This window comes from Rhodococcus sp. NS-SX18, from assembly GCF_057367935.1.
In genome coordinates this window covers 1,851,473-1,867,455 of the sequence record NZ_CM170633.1, presented here as the reverse complement: position 1 = coordinate 1,867,455, position 15,983 = coordinate 1,851,473, and the positions used below count along the sequence as shown (strand labels likewise).

Annotated in this window: 16 protein-coding genes and 1 riboswitch; of the genes, 6 read left to right on the top strand and 10 right to left on the bottom strand. The window is 69.1% G+C overall.

The genetic code is table 11. The features are described from left to right. The 3 genes from AC2IPW_RS08745 to AC2IPW_RS08735 all read right to left on the bottom strand — a co-directional run bounded on the left by AC2IPW_RS08745 (nt 1) and on the right by AC2IPW_RS08735 (nt 3,069). Complete coding sequence (locus AC2IPW_RS08745; RefSeq protein ID WP_450120951.1) at nt 1-672, bottom strand: sterol desaturase family protein; 672 nt, start codon at nt 670-672, stop codon at nt 1-3. After that, the gene (locus AC2IPW_RS08740) at nt 669-1,403 is read right to left on the bottom strand and encodes a FadR/GntR family transcriptional regulator (RefSeq protein ID WP_450120967.1); all 735 of its coding nucleotides are present in this window, start codon (nt 1,401-1,403) and stop codon (nt 669-671) included. The genes AC2IPW_RS08745 and AC2IPW_RS08740 overlap by 4 nt, the downstream gene beginning before the upstream one ends. Nucleotides 1,404-1,527: 124 nt before the next feature. After that, nucleotides 1,528-3,069 carry a carboxylesterase/lipase family protein gene (locus tag AC2IPW_RS08735; RefSeq protein ID WP_486376709.1) on the bottom strand — a complete coding sequence of 514 codons (1,542 nt, stop codon included), beginning with the start codon at nt 3,067-3,069 and terminating at the stop codon, nt 1,528-1,530. A 112-nt stretch (nt 3,070-3,181) separates the two neighbouring features. Then, nucleotides 3,182-3,280: riboswitch (TPP riboswitch) on the top strand. On the opposite strand from AC2IPW_RS08735, the gene AC2IPW_RS08730 reads away from it, so the two are divergent. The 4 genes from AC2IPW_RS08730 (at nt 3,273) to AC2IPW_RS08715 (ending at nt 6,625) form a co-directional block, all read left to right on the top strand. Next, a complete protein-coding gene (locus AC2IPW_RS08730) occupies nt 3,273-3,992 on the top strand; it encodes a TenA family protein (RefSeq protein WP_486376708.1) in 720 nt (239 codons plus the stop codon). Its footprint overlaps the riboswitch before it by 8 nt. Further along, entirely contained in the window at nt 3,989-5,017 is a 1,029-nt protein-coding gene (locus AC2IPW_RS08725; protein ID WP_450120954.1) for an ABC transporter substrate-binding protein, read from the top strand. Before AC2IPW_RS08730 ends, AC2IPW_RS08725 begins: the two co-directional genes overlap by 4 nt. Then, nucleotides 4,998-5,792 (top strand): ABC transporter permease, encoded by a 795-nt coding sequence (locus tag AC2IPW_RS08720; RefSeq protein WP_486376707.1) that lies wholly within the window; start codon nt 4,998-5,000, stop codon nt 5,790-5,792. Before AC2IPW_RS08725 ends, AC2IPW_RS08720 begins: the two co-directional genes overlap by 20 nt. Beyond that, nucleotides 5,789-6,625: an ABC transporter ATP-binding protein gene (locus AC2IPW_RS08715; protein WP_486376706.1), complete on the top strand. Its 837-nt coding sequence runs from the start codon at nt 5,789-5,791 to the stop codon at nt 6,623-6,625. Before AC2IPW_RS08720 ends, AC2IPW_RS08715 begins: the two co-directional genes overlap by 4 nt. A 5-nt stretch (nt 6,626-6,630) precedes the next feature. Here the strand turns inward: AC2IPW_RS08715 and AC2IPW_RS08710 are convergent, their stop codons facing one another. Continuing rightward, nucleotides 6,631-8,013 (bottom strand): WS/DGAT/MGAT family O-acyltransferase, encoded by a 1,383-nt coding sequence (locus tag AC2IPW_RS08710; protein ID WP_486376705.1) that lies wholly within the window; start codon nt 8,011-8,013, stop codon nt 6,631-6,633. Nucleotides 8,014-8,297: 284 nt separating this feature from the next. Between AC2IPW_RS08710 and AC2IPW_RS08705 the strand changes: the two genes are divergently transcribed. Together AC2IPW_RS08705 and AC2IPW_RS08700 are read left to right on the top strand one after the other, a co-directional pair. Continuing rightward, nucleotides 8,298-9,293 (top strand): alpha/beta hydrolase, encoded by a 996-nt coding sequence (locus AC2IPW_RS08705; protein WP_486376704.1) that lies wholly within the window; start codon nt 8,298-8,300, stop codon nt 9,291-9,293. A gap of 151 nt (nt 9,294-9,444) precedes the next feature. After that, the gene (locus AC2IPW_RS08700) at nt 9,445-10,827 is read left to right on the top strand and encodes a T3SS (YopN, CesT) and YbjN peptide-binding chaperone 1 (RefSeq protein ID WP_486376703.1); all 1,383 of its coding nucleotides are present in this window, start codon (nt 9,445-9,447) and stop codon (nt 10,825-10,827) included. Nucleotides 10,828-11,099: 272 nt separating this feature from the next. Here the strand turns inward: AC2IPW_RS08700 and AC2IPW_RS08695 are convergent, their stop codons facing one another. The 6 genes from AC2IPW_RS08695 to AC2IPW_RS08670 form a co-directional block, all read right to left on the bottom strand. Next, nucleotides 11,100-11,390: a WhiB family transcriptional regulator gene (locus tag AC2IPW_RS08695; RefSeq protein ID WP_486376702.1), complete on the bottom strand. Its 291-nt coding sequence runs from the start codon at nt 11,388-11,390 to the stop codon at nt 11,100-11,102. 93 nt (nt 11,391-11,483) lie between these two features. After that, complete coding sequence (locus AC2IPW_RS08690) at nt 11,484-12,326, bottom strand: mycofactocin-coupled SDR family oxidoreductase (protein ID WP_450120959.1); 843 nt, start codon at nt 12,324-12,326, stop codon at nt 11,484-11,486. 20 nt (nt 12,327-12,346) lie between these two features. Beyond that, nucleotides 12,347-12,679, bottom strand: coding sequence for a putative quinol monooxygenase (locus AC2IPW_RS08685; protein WP_486376701.1), 333 nt, complete (start codon nt 12,677-12,679; stop codon nt 12,347-12,349). Between the two features lie 128 nt (nt 12,680-12,807). Beyond that, nucleotides 12,808-13,320, bottom strand: coding sequence for an Lrp/AsnC family transcriptional regulator (locus tag AC2IPW_RS08680; RefSeq protein ID WP_100246233.1), 513 nt, complete (start codon nt 13,318-13,320; stop codon nt 12,808-12,810). A gap of 73 nt (nt 13,321-13,393) precedes the next feature. Then, complete coding sequence (locus tag AC2IPW_RS08675; RefSeq protein WP_486376700.1) at nt 13,394-14,443, bottom strand: NAD(P)-dependent alcohol dehydrogenase; 1,050 nt, start codon at nt 14,441-14,443, stop codon at nt 13,394-13,396. Nucleotides 14,444-14,449: 6 nt separating this feature from the next. Continuing rightward, nucleotides 14,450-15,919 carry an APC family permease gene (locus AC2IPW_RS08670; RefSeq protein WP_486376699.1) on the bottom strand — a complete coding sequence of 490 codons (1,470 nt, stop codon included), beginning with the start codon at nt 15,917-15,919 and terminating at the stop codon, nt 14,450-14,452. Nucleotides 15,920-15,983 lie beyond the last annotated feature (64 nt).

Sequence of the window (15,983 nt, the reverse complement as noted above, 5' to 3'; positions counted from 1 at the left end):
TCACCTGGTCGCGTGCAGGTTCCGGGCGGTCGGCGAGGTCTCGACCGTCGCCGGGTCCGGTTCGGTGCCGAGAATCCGGTCGGCAGTGCCGGCGGTGGTGACGGTGAACCAGTAGTGCTCGTTCTTGAAATGGTGGTGCCGGTGATGACGCCACACCGCGCGGTAGGGCCGCGAGCTGGGGCGGTAGTCCGTGTGGATGAGGTAGTGCGTCCACTCGTAGATCGAGCCGAGGACACCGAGGGTTACGAGGAACGTCAGTCCCAGTCCTGGTCTGGGGAAGACGAGCCACGCGACGAGGACGAGCACCGGCAACAGCCATGCCAGGGTCTGCCAGGGGATGAAGACCAGCGGCACGTCGCGCGGGTCGCTGTGGTGTTCGCGGTGCTTGCGGGCCAGCAGCGAATCGAGCGTCAGCCCACCGATCCGGCGCGGCCGCCAGTGCAGGATGCCGACGTGGATGACCCACTCCACCAGCGGGAACACCAGCAGGGCGACCAGTGGGACCAACGCGTCCGTGACCTGCCAGTCGCCGACGAGGATCCGTGCGACGACCGCGGCGGCGAGCATTGCGCCGATCATCCACGGCGACGGGTGCCGCACGAACTCGGCGGCGGCGTCCCGCAGGCCCATCGAGGCGCGACGGCCCCGTCCTTCGGTCCGATTCGTGCTCATGTCCGGTTCCTCGCATCTCCATGTTCGGCGTGCTCGATGGCGGTGGTCAAGGCCGACGTGCCCAGATCGAGCAGTTCGCCGGCAGTGCGTTCGGCGCCGTCCTCGTCGCGCGCGACGATGGCGCCGGCGAGCCGTTCGTAGAGGTCGGCGCGTCCGACCTCGGCGATCAGCACCCCGGCCATCGCGGTCATGGCCGGCTCGTACGCGTTGCGCAGGCTGTTGAAGATCAGCCGGAACGCGAGGGAGTCGGCGGCATCGACGACGTGTTCCCAGAATCCGAGGGCGGCGACCTGCAATGCGACGGGGTCGTCTCCCGCGGCGAGACGTGCCACGGACTCGCGCAGTCGGAGTTCCGTCTCTTCGGTCGCGCGGGCGGCCGCGAGCCGGGCGACCTGGCGGCCGATGAGTTGCCGGGCTTCGAGGACGCTGCGGACGACGTCCCAGTCGGGTCGCCCGTCGCGCACGAGCAGTCGCGGGAGCAGTTCCGGCCCGGCCTGGGTGCGGAAGTCGCGCACCGACGTCGCCTCCCCTTGACGCACCTCCACCAGGCCGGCGTGCGCGAGCCGGGAAATAGCTTCGCGGACAGCGGGTCTCGACACCCCGAAGGCCTCGGCGAGGTGGCGTTCACTCGGCAGCGACGCCCCGGCGGCGAGATCGCCGCCGAGCACGCGGGCGGCGATCTGGTCGTACACCTCGCCGGAGGCGGACTTGCGGGCGATCGGCTCGAACATCACGACCCGACCGTAGGCCACCGTTTGGACAGAGGTCAAGTGGTAAGACCAGTTCCCTTTGCGGCCGAATGTCACATCGCGTCGGTCAGACCGACGGAATGTCACATTCGGCCACCCGGAGTGGTCAGCTGAAGCCCATCACCTGGTCGCCCCACACCTCACGCAGCACCTTGTCGGGGTCCGGGACGAGGGAGTCGGTGTTGTCGATCAGCAGGGTCATGCGCTTGTCGGTGTCGTACGGCGCCCAGTGCCGGGATCCGTCCAGGGCGGCCGGCACCCCGTGGTGCGCGAAGGCGAGCCAGCGACGCTGGATCCGGCCCGAGATCGTCGTCGCAGCCTTGCGGCCACCGAGCCAGAACGTGGGGTCACGATCGAGCGTCCCGAAATTGCCGAAGACGTACGGCAGTTCGGTGGCGTGACCGGCACCGATCCGCGCCGCCTTGAGCATCGGGGTCGCATGGTCGAACCGGTACACCCACGTCGGCGAGTGGGCGCTGTGCGCGTCGGCGATCCACACCACCGGCATCCTGAACCCGGCGTCGCGCGAAAGAGCCATCGCCCCCGACGTTTTCGTGACGTCCGGATACGCGGAGATGATCTCCGCGATGCGGTCCGGCGGCAGTTCCGGGTGATCCTCGGCGAGCGCGTCGAGCATCGCCTGCACGGAGGCGTCGCTCACCGGCATCAACGGGGACTTCATGAAGCGGAAGATCGACGGCTCGTCCTTGTTGGAGCCGATGATCAGGGGGATCCGGTGCGCGAGCCCCTTCTGGAACGCCGCCACCGGGTACTTCGGCACCAGGTCGCGGTCGACCACGGGCGCCATCGCGAGCGTGCCGGGGAACTTCGTGGGAATCTCCCCGACGAGCACGTCACCCGCGTCGGTCAGCGTCTCGTGCGGCATGTCCCGCAGCGCCCACACCCGCGCCGGGGTGAGGTCGAGGATCTCGAGGAACCGCTCGGCGACCCGGGCGGCCCGCTCGGACCCGTACGCCGACGTCGCCGGCGGACTCTGCGCGATGGCCCGGTGAAACAACCCCTCCGCGCGGGGCACGGTCATCAGGGTGGTCAGCGACCCACCGCCCGACGACTCGCCGAACACGGTGACCCGGTCGGGGTCGCCCCCGAACGCGGAGATGCAGTCGCGTACCCACTCGAGGGCGGCGATCTGATCCCGCAGTCCCACATTGGATTCGAAGGTGGTCCCGGCGGTGGAGAACGACGAGAAGTCGAGGAAGCCGAGCGCACCGAGCCGGTAGTTGACCGTCACCACGACGACGTCGCCGCGCTCGGCGAGCAACCGTCCGTCGTAGATCCGCTGCCCCGAGTAGCCGAGGACGTAGGCACCGCCGTGGATCCACACCATCACCGGCCGCGGCTCCCCGTCCGGCTCCGGCGCCCAGATGTTCAGCGAGAGGCAGTCCTCACCGATCGTCAGCCCCGGATCGATGGGGATCGGGTTGTTGCGTCCCTGCGGCGCGATGGGCCCGAAGCGCCGCGCGTCGAGCACGTCGGTCCATGGCTCCGGCGGTTCGGGGGCGCGGAACCGGAGGTCACCGGACGTCGGCGCGGCGTACGGGACGCCCTTCCACGTGTAGACGGAGCCGTCGCGGTAGCCGCGTACGTCGCCGTACTTGCAGCCGACGATGAGCGTCTCGGCGTCCACGGTCCCTCCCGAACGAACGGTCTGGGGCCAAGGTACCAACAACAGACAGGTTGCATGCGGACCCCGCCGACCCGGGCGACGGAGGCGGTCTGCGCCGAGTGCTATCGTCGGCTCCGTAGACACGGGGTGCTCCGCATGTGCGCGGGGCTGAGATCACACCCGTCGAACCTGATCAGGTAATGCTGACGAAGGGATGTCCTGGCATGACCATGCCTGCCCGCGCGTCGGTCCCGGCAGGGACCGACCGCTTCACCGATCTGCTGTGGGACCGGACCAAGGTCCTGCGCGAGGCCATCGACGACCTCGAGTTCCTGCGCCGCCTCGGCGACGGAACACTGCCGCTCGACGCGTTCCGCTTCTACATCGAGCAGGACGCCCTGTACCTCGCCGGGTACGCCAAGGCACTCGCCCTCCTCGCGGCGAAGGCCCCGGACCCGGGCACCGCCGCGTTCTGGGCGAACAGCGCGGCCACGGCCGCCACCGAGGAATCCGCCCTGCACCGGGGTCTGCTCACCGGCGGGGTCCTGCCGCCCGCCGAGGACACCCCCGCGCACTCGCCCGCCTGCCTCGGTTACGTCTCCTATCTCACCGCCACCGTCGCCACCGACCCGTATCCGGTGGGCGCCGCCGCGGTACTCCCCTGTTTCTGGATCTACGCCGAGGTCGGCCGCGATCTCGCCGTCCGCGCCGCCGACGTGCTCGCCGCGGATCCCGCCCACCCCTACGCCCAGTGGGTCACCACCTACGACGCGCCCGAGTTCCACGCCGCGGTCGCCGGCGCCCGCGACCTCGTCGACGCCGCGGCGGCGGCCGCCACCGACGCCGAGCGCGACGCCATGACCGAGGCGTTCACCATCGCCACGCGCTACGAGCTGCTGTTCTGGGACACCGCACTCAACATCCAGGAGTGGCCGGCCTCATGACCACGCTCCCCCGGCTGCGCCGCCGGTTCACCGTCCTGGCCGCCGTCACCGCCGCACTGCTGCTCACCGCGTCCTGCGCCGGGAACAGCGACGATTCCGGTGACACCATCCGATTCGCCCTGGACTGGACGCCGAACACCAACCACACCGGCCTGTACGTCGCCCAGCAGGAGGGTCTGTTCGCCGACGCCGGTCTCGACGTCGAGTTCCTGCCCTACAACAACACCACCCCGGACACCCTCGTCGACGCCGGCAACGCCGAGTTCGGAATCTCCACGCAGGCGCAGGCGACGTTCTCCCGGGCGGCTGGCTCGCGCACCGTCTCGGTGCTCGCGCCGCTGCAGCACTGGGCGACCGGCATCGCCGTCAAGGCCGACCGCGCCGACCTGTCCCGGCCCGCGGACCTCGATTCCCGCACCTACGCCGGCTTCGGCGACCCGGGCGACGAGGAGACGCTCGCCCAGGTGATCCGCAACGACGGCGGGCGCGGCGACTTCACCTCCGTCACCCTCGGCACCTCCGCCTACGAGGCCGTGTACTCCGGCACCGCCGACTTCACCGTCTCCTACCTGGCGTGGGAGGGCATCGAGGCCGAGCACCGCGGGCTGCCGATGCGGTACTTCCGCTACACCGACTACGGGTTCCCCGACGCCTACGCGATCGTGATCGACGGCAACGAGGACTGGCTGGCCGAACACCCGGACCAGGCCCGCGCGTTCGTGCAGGCCGTCCAGCGCGGCTACGAGATCGCCGCGCAGGATCCCGACCGCGGCGCGCGCGCCCTGATCGAGGCCAACCCGGGGGCGTTCTCCGACGAGGAACTCGTCTACGAGAGTCAGCGGATGCTGTCGGCCGATTACATGCGCGACGAGAACGGCCGTGTCGGCACCCTCACCCTCGAGCGATGGACCGGGTACTCCCGGTTCCTGTTCGAGAAGGGCCTGCTCGCCGGTCCCGACGGCGCACCGTTGACCACCGAGCCGGACTGGTCGACCTACTTCACCGATGACTACCTCACGCCCTGACCCGACCCGGAACCCCTGGCTGCGGCGCGTCGCACCGGCCGCGGTGACCGTCGTCGCGCTGGCCCTCTGCTGGCAGCTGTACGTGGCGGTCAGCGGCATCCGCCCGCAGGTGCTGCCCTCCCCCGCCCGGGTCCTCGGGCAGGGGTGGGCGCACCGCGCCGACATCGCCGGTCACGCCTGGTCGACGCTGCAGGTCACGCTCGTCGGCTTCGCGGTGTCCCTGGCGGTCGCGTGGGCTCTGGCGATCGTCGTGGACTTCTCGCCGTGGCTGCGCCGCGCCCTGGTGCCGTTGTTCGTGGTGTCGCAGACCCTGCCGATCATCGCGATCGCGCCGCTGATGATCATCTGGTTCGGATTCGGGCTGCTGCCGAAGATCCTGGTGATCGCGCTCGCCACGTTCTTCCCCATGGCGATCGGCCTGATCGAGGGCTTCGCGGCCGCGGACCGGGAGGCGGGGGCGTTGCTGCGCAGCATGGGTGCCTCGCGCCGGCAGGAGTTCCGGTACGTGCGGCTCCCGTCGGCGCTGCCCCGGTTCTTCACGGCGCTGCGCATCGGGATCACCTACGCCGTGGTCGGTGCGGTCTTCGCCGAGTACGTCGGCGCCACGTCGGGACTCGGGATCTACATGAGCACCCAGAAGAACTCGTTCCGGACCGATCTGGTGCTGGCGGCGGTGCTCGTCACCGCGATGCTCTCACTCGCGCTGTATCTGCTCACCTACGCCGCGGAGCGGGTGGTGGCGCCGTGGGCGCTGGCGACGAGGAGCCCCCGGTGAACGCCGTCGCCGTCACCGGCGTGCACAAGGCGTTCGGTGGGCGCACCGTGCTCGACGGCGCCGAGTTCGCGGTGGCCGAGGGCGAGTTCGTCTCGCTCATCGGTCCGAGCGGCTGCGGCAAGTCCACCCTGTTCGGGTTGATCGCCGGCCTCGACGTGCCCGACACCGGCGCCGTCACGGTCGCCGGGCGGCCGGCCGCCCCGGGACGGGCCGCGCTGATGCCGCAGAAGGATCTGTTGTTTCCGTGGCGCAGTGTGCTCGACAACTGCGCGCTCGGCCTCGAGGTCCAGGGCACGCCCCGCGGTGAGGCGCGGGACCGGGCACGGAAGTTGTTCCCCGCCTTCGGTCTCGCCGGTTTCGAGGATGCCGCCCCGCGGCAGCTCTCGGGTGGGATGCGGCAGCGCGCGGCGCTGGCACGGACGGTGCTGCAGGGCCGCGATGTGCTGCTGCTGGACGAACCGTTCGGCGCGCTGGATTCGCTGACCCGCACCGAGATGCAGTTGTGGTTGCAGCAGGTGTGGCAGCGGGACCGCTGGACGGTGCTGATGATCACCCACGACGTGCGGGAGGCGCTGCTGCTGTCGGATCGGGTGCTGGTGCTCACGCCCCGCCCGGCGCGGGTGTGCCACGAGGTGGCGGTGCCGCTGCCGCGCCCTCGGGGCCTGGATACGCTGACGTCACCGGAGTTCGTGGCGCTCGAGGGGGAACTCGTCGACGCCCTGCACAGCACGGGGGCGCGCGGCTCGACACCGCAGGTCCCGCGCGGCTCGACACCGCAGAACCCGCGCAGCTCGACACCGCAGGATCCGCGCAGCTCGTCGCTGCGGGACTGACCCTCTCACGAAATATCGAGTGCAAGTTCGAGTTCCGCGAGGGCGTCCTCGAGATGCCCGAGCAGTCGCTGCAGCGCGGGGACGGTGCGGCGGCACCCGACGACGCCGAAGTCGACGGTGTCCGCGGTGTTGGTCAGCGTGATGTTGAGTGCCTGGCCGCTGAGCACGACCGAGACCGGGTAGATCCCGTCGAGCCGGGATCCGCCGCGGTACACCGGTTCCCGAGGTCCCGGCACGTTGGAGATGATGAGGTTGAACGGTGGCGGCGCCAGGGCGACCGCGCCCGAGATCGGCGCCAGCGCGAGTCCGGCGATGTTGAGCGCCGACCACACCGTCGCCTGCAGCGGTGTCATGCCGCCGAACAGGGTTTTGCCCTCCGCCATCGAGTCGCTGACCGTCGACAGCCGGGCGAGCGGGTCCTCGAGATGGGTGCCGAGGTTGCACAGCGTGACCCCGACGCTGTTGCCGCCCGAGGCCGATTCGGGGGTGTCCTTCGCGCGTAGCGACACCGGGACCATCGCGATCAGCGGGGTCTCGGGCAGCGCCTGCCGTTCGAGGAGGTACGCGCGAATGGCCCCGGCGCACATGGCGACGACGACGTCGTTGCTCGACACGCCGGCCGCGCGCCGCACCCGAGTGATGCGTGCGCGGCTCCAGGACTGCGCCGCGAAACGTCGCGTGCCGTCGATCGGGACGTTGAACATCGACCGCGGGGCCTCGTACGGCAGTGCGACGCGGCGCCCGCCGAGCACGGTCCGCGCGATCCGCAGCGCAACGGGCGCCGCGCCGATCACGTCGCCGGCCACGGAGCGCACCGTACCAATGGTCGACGTCCGCTCTGCGGTCCCGGATCCGTTCCCGGATCGGGGGCGGGGTGGCAGGTGCCACGGCGCCGGGAAGTCGCGCACGCTCGGGTCGGCGGTGTAGGTGCGTTGCAGCAGCCGCAGCCCGGAGACCCCGTCGAGCAGCGCGTGGTGCATCTTCGTGTAGACGGCGAACCGGCCGTCGGCGAGCCCTTCGATCACGTGCGCTTCCCACAGGGGCCGGTGCCGGTCGAGCAGCCCACTGTGCAGGCGGGAGACGAGGGTGAACAGCTCGCGGATCCGCCCCGGTGCCGGCAACGCCGAGTGCCGGACGTGGTACTCGAGATCGATCTCGTCGTCGACGGTCCACCAGGTGTAGCCGAGACTCGACACCGGATCGGCCGGTCGCTTGCGGAACAGCTCGTCGACGTGCGCGTCGGCGACGAGCCGGTTGTAGAGGTCGGTGACGTACCCCGGACCGGCGTCGGGCGGCGGGGTGAACAGTTCCAGCGAACCGAAGTGCATCGGGCGCTCCCGCGACTCGGCGAGCAGGAACATCGAGTCCGTCACCGGCATGTACCCCACGGGGACTGCCCCCTTTCGTCCGCCGTCGCATGCTGGGATGGATCGTACGTCGGCCCCGCGCATGCCGTACCGAATCGGTAACAGAAAGGCCCGCGACCTGCGAAAACCTCGATGTCCGGTCTCCATCGAGTCACGGTGCTTCGCCCCGGCGGATCGTCGTCGTACTGTCGATCAACCGACCCGGACGAACGTTGCGAAAGCCACGGCGGAAGGGCCGCGGAGGACGAGCCGGAGCCGACGACGAGTGCAGCTCCGCCCGAGCGGACGAGGACGAGGAGGCCCCGATGACGAGCACCGCGTCGAACCATCCTTCGTTGTCGTATCCGCCCGTGCCGCGGCCGGTGCTGCGGCGTGAGATCGCCGGGGTGAGCATGCCGTCGCAGGCCCTGACGTTCTCGGTGCGCAGCACCGTCAAGCCGGTCATCGACGCGTGGGCGCGTGCCCCGCACCTGCCCTGGCCGACGGGCGTGGTCGACCGGCTCGCGTTCCCCCTCAAGCCGGTCCCCGGCACGCACCGGCATCCGGTGCGGCTGCCGTCCTGCCGCGCCGAGTTCCTCGCCGCCCCGGGTGCCGACGGCTCCACCGCGATCCTGTACCTGCACGGCGGGGCGTTCCTGGTGTGCGGGCTGGCCACCCACCGGCAGATGGTCTCCCGCATCTCGTCGGCGGCCGGGGCTCCCGTGCTCAGCGTCGCCTACCGCATGCTGCCGGGGCACCCGATCGAGAGCGCGGTCGAGGACGGCATCGAGGGGCTGCGGTGGTTGATGGCGCACGGCTACCCGGCGGAGCGCATCGTGGTGGCCGGCGACTCGGCGGGCGGATTCCTCACCTTCCAGGTGACGCTCGCGGCGCTGCGGCTCGGTCTCGGCCGTCCGGCCGGCAACGTGGCACTCTCGCCGCTGACCGACCTCGACACCCGGGGCAAGCTCGCGCATCCCAATTCGTATCGGTGCGCCCTGTTCCCGCGCCGCGCCGTTCCGGCCCTGGCCGACGTGATCGCCCGCATCGACGCCGCCGCCGGTGGGTCGGGCCCGCGTGCGGTGTCGCCGGTCGACGCCGACCTGACCGCGATGCCCCCCACCCTCATCCAGACCGGTTCGGAGGAGATGACGTACGTCGACGCCGAGCTGATGGCCGAACGTCTCGCGAGCGCGGGCGTGCACTGCGAACTGCAGGTGTGGGAGCGGCAGGTGCACGTGTTCCAGGCCGCGGCGGGCATCGTGCCCGAGGCGGGACGGGCCGTCGCTTCGATCGGGGTATTCGTCCGCAGCCTGGACTGACGGGTCGGCCGGAGCGGGGCGCCGACTACGACCCCCCGAGTGGCCGGACGTCCCGGGCCCCGCAACCGCGCGATGCTGCCCGCGCGGCGCCTGTCGGTCCCCCCGGCTAGTGTCTTCACACGGTCCCGCGACCGCGGAAAGGGGGTGGATCGTGACCGACACCGAGAGCCGATTCGACCGCGACGTCGACCGGTCCTGGAGCGAGTTCCGGGCACGTCTCGCCGACCATGTGGCATCGATGCGCGACGGCGACGGGCTGGTCCTCGAACCGCTCGTCGAGGAGGACACCGGCCCCGCCGGACCGTGCGTGCAGTTCTACGCGTGGGGTGAGGGCCAGGTCCGGTGCGAGGTGCCGTCCAATGCCCACCTCGACCCCGATCGCCGTCTCCGGCCGGGCGACGAGGCGCTGCTCGCCGAGCTGGGCTGGCGCGAACCGTCCCGGGGACCCGAAGACCCGGAGGACGGCGGGTCGCCCGCCTACTGGATGGACCGGCCCGCGGCGTGGGCCGACCAGCTCGCGGCCGTCGCGGTGACGGCGTTGCGTCGGGTGTGGGGGGTGCCGCATCCGCTGTTCCTGCGCACCGAGACGTTCGGCACCGGACGGGCCGACTTCGAACTGCCGCCGCCGGCCGAGGAGATCCCGCCGCAGGCTGCGCTCCCCCTCGCCGTCGAGACGGCGGGCGAGGACCACGTGCGCGAGCTGATCGAGTCGACGCTGCGCGAGCGGATCGGCGACGTCCCGCTGTGGGACGAGGACGGCGACCTGGCGGTGCGGGTCGCGGGCATGCTCGTGTTCGTCGGCGTCGGGCCGCACGAGCGCACCGTCGACGTGTTCGCCCCGATCGTCCACCACATCACCGGACGTACCCGCGCCGCCGAGGTCGTCGCCGACCTGAACCGGCGGTGGCCGCACCTGAAGTTCGTGCTGGTCGAGGACCGGGTCGCGGTGGCGGCGCACCTGCCCGCGTCGCCCTTCGTGCCGGCCCACCTGTTGGCCACACTCGACCTGGTCGCGCAGTTCCTCGAGGGGCTGGACGAGGGGTTCGGCACCAGTCTCGGCGGCGAGCTGCTGCACGAGACCGACCACGACTGTGTGCCGCCGCCCGCGGACGAGCTGCCGCCGTGGACGACCGAGTCCGAGGCGGATCTTCCGTTGACGCTGCTGGCACTGCGCGACCTCCATCTCGACGGAGAGGTAGCGGTCGAGCCCCGCACCGTGGCCCGCATGGCCGACGACGAACCGGACCAGTTGCTGCGTTTCCTGCGGCTGAGCGTGGACGCGCAGGTGTGCTGGCAGGCCGAGGCGATGGGGCGCGCCGCGGCCGGGGACGACGCCGGTACCGCGCGGGCCGAGGCGAAGGCGCTGGAATGGGAAGCGACCTGCCGCTCGCTCACCGCAGCGATGCGGCTGCTCGTGCCCCCGGCCGGCAGCACCGGGAAGCGCCGGCGCCGGCGCCGGTCGTCCCCTCCCGAGCAGACCGAGCTGTTCGAGAACCCGGACGAACCTACGCTGTTCGACGAACTCTCCGACTGAGCACCTCGGGTCGACGTTCTGCGTCAGCGGGACGGGGCGGAGACCGACAGCGCGGCGATCTGCCGATCTACCGCCGGTTCCGTCTCGTAGTTCACGGCCGGGAACGCAATGGAGGCCTTTGAGTCCGTCGCCACAACGTGCAATGAACTCGGGGCAGTGACTGGAGCGTCCCGGCTCAGGGGTACTTCACGAAATCGCGTGGGGAGCGTCGGCGAACGGATCTGCGATCACCTCCGTTCTTCGGGGCCCTCCAACTCGTGATCCGAGCGTCGTCACACAGTGATCGGGGCGGTCGATGTCCGGTGTGCGGCGCGTTCGGCTGCGGTCATTCCTCCCCAGACTCCGAACCGTTCCCTCCAGTTCACGGCGTGGGTTCGGCATTGATCGACTACGGGGCAGACGGCGCAGATCTGTTTGGCGGCCCGTTCCCGTCGGGTACGCGCCGAACGGGTTTCCCCGGCCGGAGCGAAGAAGGTCTCGCTTCCGATTCCGCGGCATCGAGCGCGGAGTTGCCAGTCGTACCGGTCGACAAGCGGGACGGGAAGGGAGGTGCGGGATTTCATCGGCGTCGTCCGATCTGGGCAGTCCGGTGAGGACGGACCGGGCCGTCCCCACCGGAATCTGTTGTTCATCCGGAGGCTTCTCTCCGTGCCGGGTCAGATGGCGGCGGAGCCGCCGTCCACCGGGAGAGTTACTCCGGTGATGAAGCGACCTTCGTCGGAGGCCAGGAAGACGATGGCGTTCGACACGTCCACCGGTTCGACCCAGGGCTGCGGTAGGGCGAGCAGCGTCGAGGATGCCTCGGCGAACTGTTCGGGAGTGGGGCGCTCGAGGTCGGGGCGGAACAGCCGGTAGACCGCGTCGTTCTGGATCATGTCTGTGTTGCAGTTGGTGGGGGCGACGACGTTGACTCGGATCGAGTGGGGCGCCAGTTCCATTGTCAGGGTCCGCATCAAGCCGATGACGCCATGCTTGGAGGCGACGTAGTGCCCGAACCGGGAGAATCCCTTGACCCCGGCGTCGGAGGAGGTGATGACGATACTGCCGCCGCGACCACCCCGAACCAGGTGAGGAATCGCCGCCTTGCAGGTATGGAAAACGCCGGTGAGATTGACGTCGATGACATCGCGCCAGTCGGCCGGGGAGGTGTCGGTGATCTCGTCACCGAATTGGAAGATGCCGGCGTTGGCGACGACGAGGTCGAGGCGCCCGAGTTGCTCGACGGCGCGAGACAGGCCGGCTTCGAGCTGGTCGTAGTCACGTACGTCGGCTCGGTACGCAATGATGCGGCGCCCCTCTTTCTCCACCAGACGCACCGTCTCCGCAAGATCTTCCTCGGTCGCGGGCGGATAGAAGTCGGTGGTACGGCCGACCTCGTCGCACACGTCGACGGCGATGATGTCCGCGCCTTCCTGGGCCAGGCGGACCGCATGGCTGCGGCCCTGTCCTCGGGCGGCACCGGTGATGAAGGCGACCTTGCCGCCCATTCGCTGGGTCATGATGCTCCGATCGGTACTGTTCAGTGGACGGGGGTGATCTCGAGTTCGCCCATGTGCGACCACTCGAGCCCGGGAACTTCGGTGTGGATGATGCGCGGCGTCTCGCTCAGGGCCGGACGCATGGCCTCGAGTCCCTCGCGAAAGTGCGTGGCGTTGACATGATCGGTCCCCGCCTGCGGGTCCCGGAACGCCTCGATCAGGATGTACTCGTTCGGCTTGTCGATGCTGCGAGACCATTCGAACCAAAGGTTGCCGGGTTCGGCCCGGGTGGCCGCGGTGAAGTCGGCCGTCAGCGACAGCCAGCTGTCACTGCAGTCGGGACGGACCTCGAATTTGACAACAATGAAAATCATTTCTTCCTTCTGAATGTAGCGACACCCACCGATCAGGCAGCGCCTGCTCGGGCAGTTGCCGGGTCGGCGAGGTACGGCTGTGACAGGTGTAGAAGCGGCGGCCGCGGCGCGGCGGTGTCGGCCAGCCGTCAGGGTGCGGAGTAGCCGTACGAGACCTTGTGCATCTTCAATTCCATGAAGGTCTCGAATTCACGGACGCCTCCGATTTCGGGGATGCGCTCGTGCAGCAAGGTGTGCAGATGGTTGTTGTCCCGGCACACCAGTTGCACGTAGATGTCGGCATGGCCGATGCAACTGGAAACGTAGGTCGACTCCACCCAGGAGGTCAGCGCGGACACCACGTGGTCGTGCTGTCCCGGTTCCACACGAATCAGCAGGAAAGCCAGGATGCGGTAGCCGAGCCGGAAGGGATCGGCGATAGCGACTACGTTCAGCGCTCCCGATTCCTCGAGCCGGCCTGTCCGGTGGCGCACAGTACCTTCCGACACGCCCAGTTCGCGGGCGATCTGTCGGTAGGGCATTCGTCCGTCCTGTTGGAGCAGCCGCAGGATACCGCGATCGACGTCGTCGAGGCCTTCGACCGCGTGTTCACGCGAGCGGTCCGAGGGGTCTCCACTACCGTTGATCGCCATCTTGCGCATCCTTCTACTCTATTGCCTGCGCGATTCGTAGTTGAGCTCTGGAGGAGCTACGCGTGTTGTCGGAGCCCGGTCGTCACCGTGTCTCGACGAACTCGCCGTCCGGTACGAGCACGGCCCGTCCGCGTACCCGTCCGTGGTGCAGGTCGTCGAGAGCTTGCGCGAAGTCGGAGAACCGGTATTTGACGGTGTGCAGGTGCACCTTGCCCTGCGCTGCCAGGGCCATGAGTTCGACGAGGTCGTTGTAGGTGCCGACCAGGTTGCCGATGAAATTGATTTCGGTGCTGATGATGTCGATGGTCGGGACTTCGAGCGTGCCCCCGTAACCGATGACGTAGTAGTTGCCGGCCCGACGAAGCATGGCGATGCCGGCGGCGAGTGCGGATCCTTCGCCGACGAAGTCGAGGACAGCTTCGGCTCCGGCGCCACCGGTGAGTTCGAGCACCTGCTGAGCTTCGGTGCCGTCGGCCACGACGGTGCCGTCCGCCCCGATCTCCTTGGCCAGCTGCAGCGCAGCGGCGGATCGGTCGACCACGACGATCTGTGCTGCGGTGAGGGCCTTGAGCACCTGGATTCCGATGTGCCCGAGACCGCCGGCACCGATGACGACGGCCGTGTGTCCGGGTCGAAGGACCTCCGCGGCTTTGCGGGCGGCGTGGTAGGCGGTCAGTCCGGCGTCGGCCAAGGCCGCGACGTCGGCGGGCGCCAGTGCCGGGTCGAGTTTGACGACGCTTCGTGCGGAGGTGCGCAGATACTCGGCCATCCCACCGTCGGCGTCGATACCGGGGAAATCCGAGTGCGTGCAGTGCACGTCATCGCCGTGACGGCACGCCGAGCACAGCCCGCAAGTGGCCAGCGGGTGCAGGATCACCGAATCCCCGACGGCGACGTTGGTGACTGCCGAGCCGACCTCGGTGACGGTGCCGGCGTTCTCGTGGCCGATGGTGTACGGCAGGGCGACGCCGCTCTTGTCCTTCCACTGGCCCTCGATGATGTGCAGGTCGGTGCGGCAGACCCCGGCGCCGCCGATCTTGACGATGACGTCGTGGGGATCACGCAGTACCGGGGCGGGAACATCGTCCAGGGTCGGTGTGTGGTCGTAGTCGTGGACGCGGATGGCCTTCATGATTCCTCAATTCCTCGAGTTGGTCGGAGACGCTGCGGGTTGCTCGGGTTCGGGTTCGCTCGGGTGCACGACGTGGGATGGGTCCTCGCCGCGAATGCGCCATTGGATTCGGGTCTTGTCCTGAATGCGCTGGCGGTAGTACCAGAGCACACAGGCAATCATGAGAATTCCTATGCCGGTGACTGTTTCGCTCAGACCGCCGTACCCGGTCAGTCCGGGATTGAGGATCCCCACGCCGATGGCGAAGGTGTTGATCGCGAACAGTACGTAGGCCACGGCTATCCACGGCGTGGGCAGCCGGATGGGTCTGGGCAGGTCGGGCCGGTCGCGGCGCAGCAGGACGAAGGCACCCACGGCCAAGGTGACGGCGGTCAGGTAGCCGAGGTTGCTGGCCAGCAGTATGGCGATCGGCTCCCCGAGGACGACCAGGACGGTGACGTTGATGAGCATGTCGGTGGTCAGGGCGCGACCGGGGACGCCGAATCGATTGAGCACCCCGAGCTGTCTGATGGTGCCTCCGGAGCGAGCGATGCCGTAGAGCGAGCGGCCTCCATCGGCGGTGGCGGTCATCATGGCAATGATGAATGCGGCCATCACCGGGAGCTGGCCCATCCACGAGTAACTTCCGAGGATCTCGTCGAAGGCCAGACCGATGTAGTTGACCGGGTTGGCACCGATGGTCTGCTCTCCCAGGGCGCCGACCACGACGTAGGGCACCAGGATGTACAGGCCAAGGATGAACGCCGCTGACACGCGCAAGGCACGGGCAGTGTCTTTGACCGGGTCCTTGTATTCGGCGGCGAAGCTGGCGCACACCTCGGTGCCGTAGGTGGTCCAGGCGGTGATGTAGAACCAGACGACGATGACTTTCCAGTCGAACGGGGAGCTGGTCCCAGCCCAGGTAATCCGGTCGATGTCGAAGTCCGCATGCGGGGACACGAAGGGACCGACGATCAGGACAGCCAGGCCGGTTACCAACAGCGCCCCGGTCACCCGGGCCACACCGGCTGCGATCTTGACGCCGAAGTAGTTCAGCGCCCATGCCACGACGATGGAGCCGATGGCGATCAGATAGGGCAAACCGAGTTCGTGACCGATCGGCAGATGTACAGCGACGTCAGAGTCCGGGAAGAAGGCCTGCTCGATCAGGGTGCCGAGCACGACTCCTTCGACCGAGAGCGAGAGCGACCAGCCCATCCAATAGCCGAAAGCGGCGATGGCGCCGAGGGGGGCGAAGTGCCGTTTCCAGCCCTCGTAGGCGTAGACGGAGATGCCGCCGGACTTGTCGGGGAACATCGCTGCCATTTCGGCGAAGAGGTTGCTCTGCAGAAAGGCCAGGGCGCAGGCGACGCCCCAGATAGTGATGGCGGTCCATCCGCCTATTGCGCCGACGGTGTAACCGAGGGTCAGGAACAGCCCGATCGGCATGTTGAGGGCGAAGACGAATCCGTCGCGCCAGGTGAGCGTCCGGACCATTGCTTCGGCGTGAGTGCCGACAAGCGGAGCCGGGGGGTGGGGTATTTCGGCGGGACTCACAGGG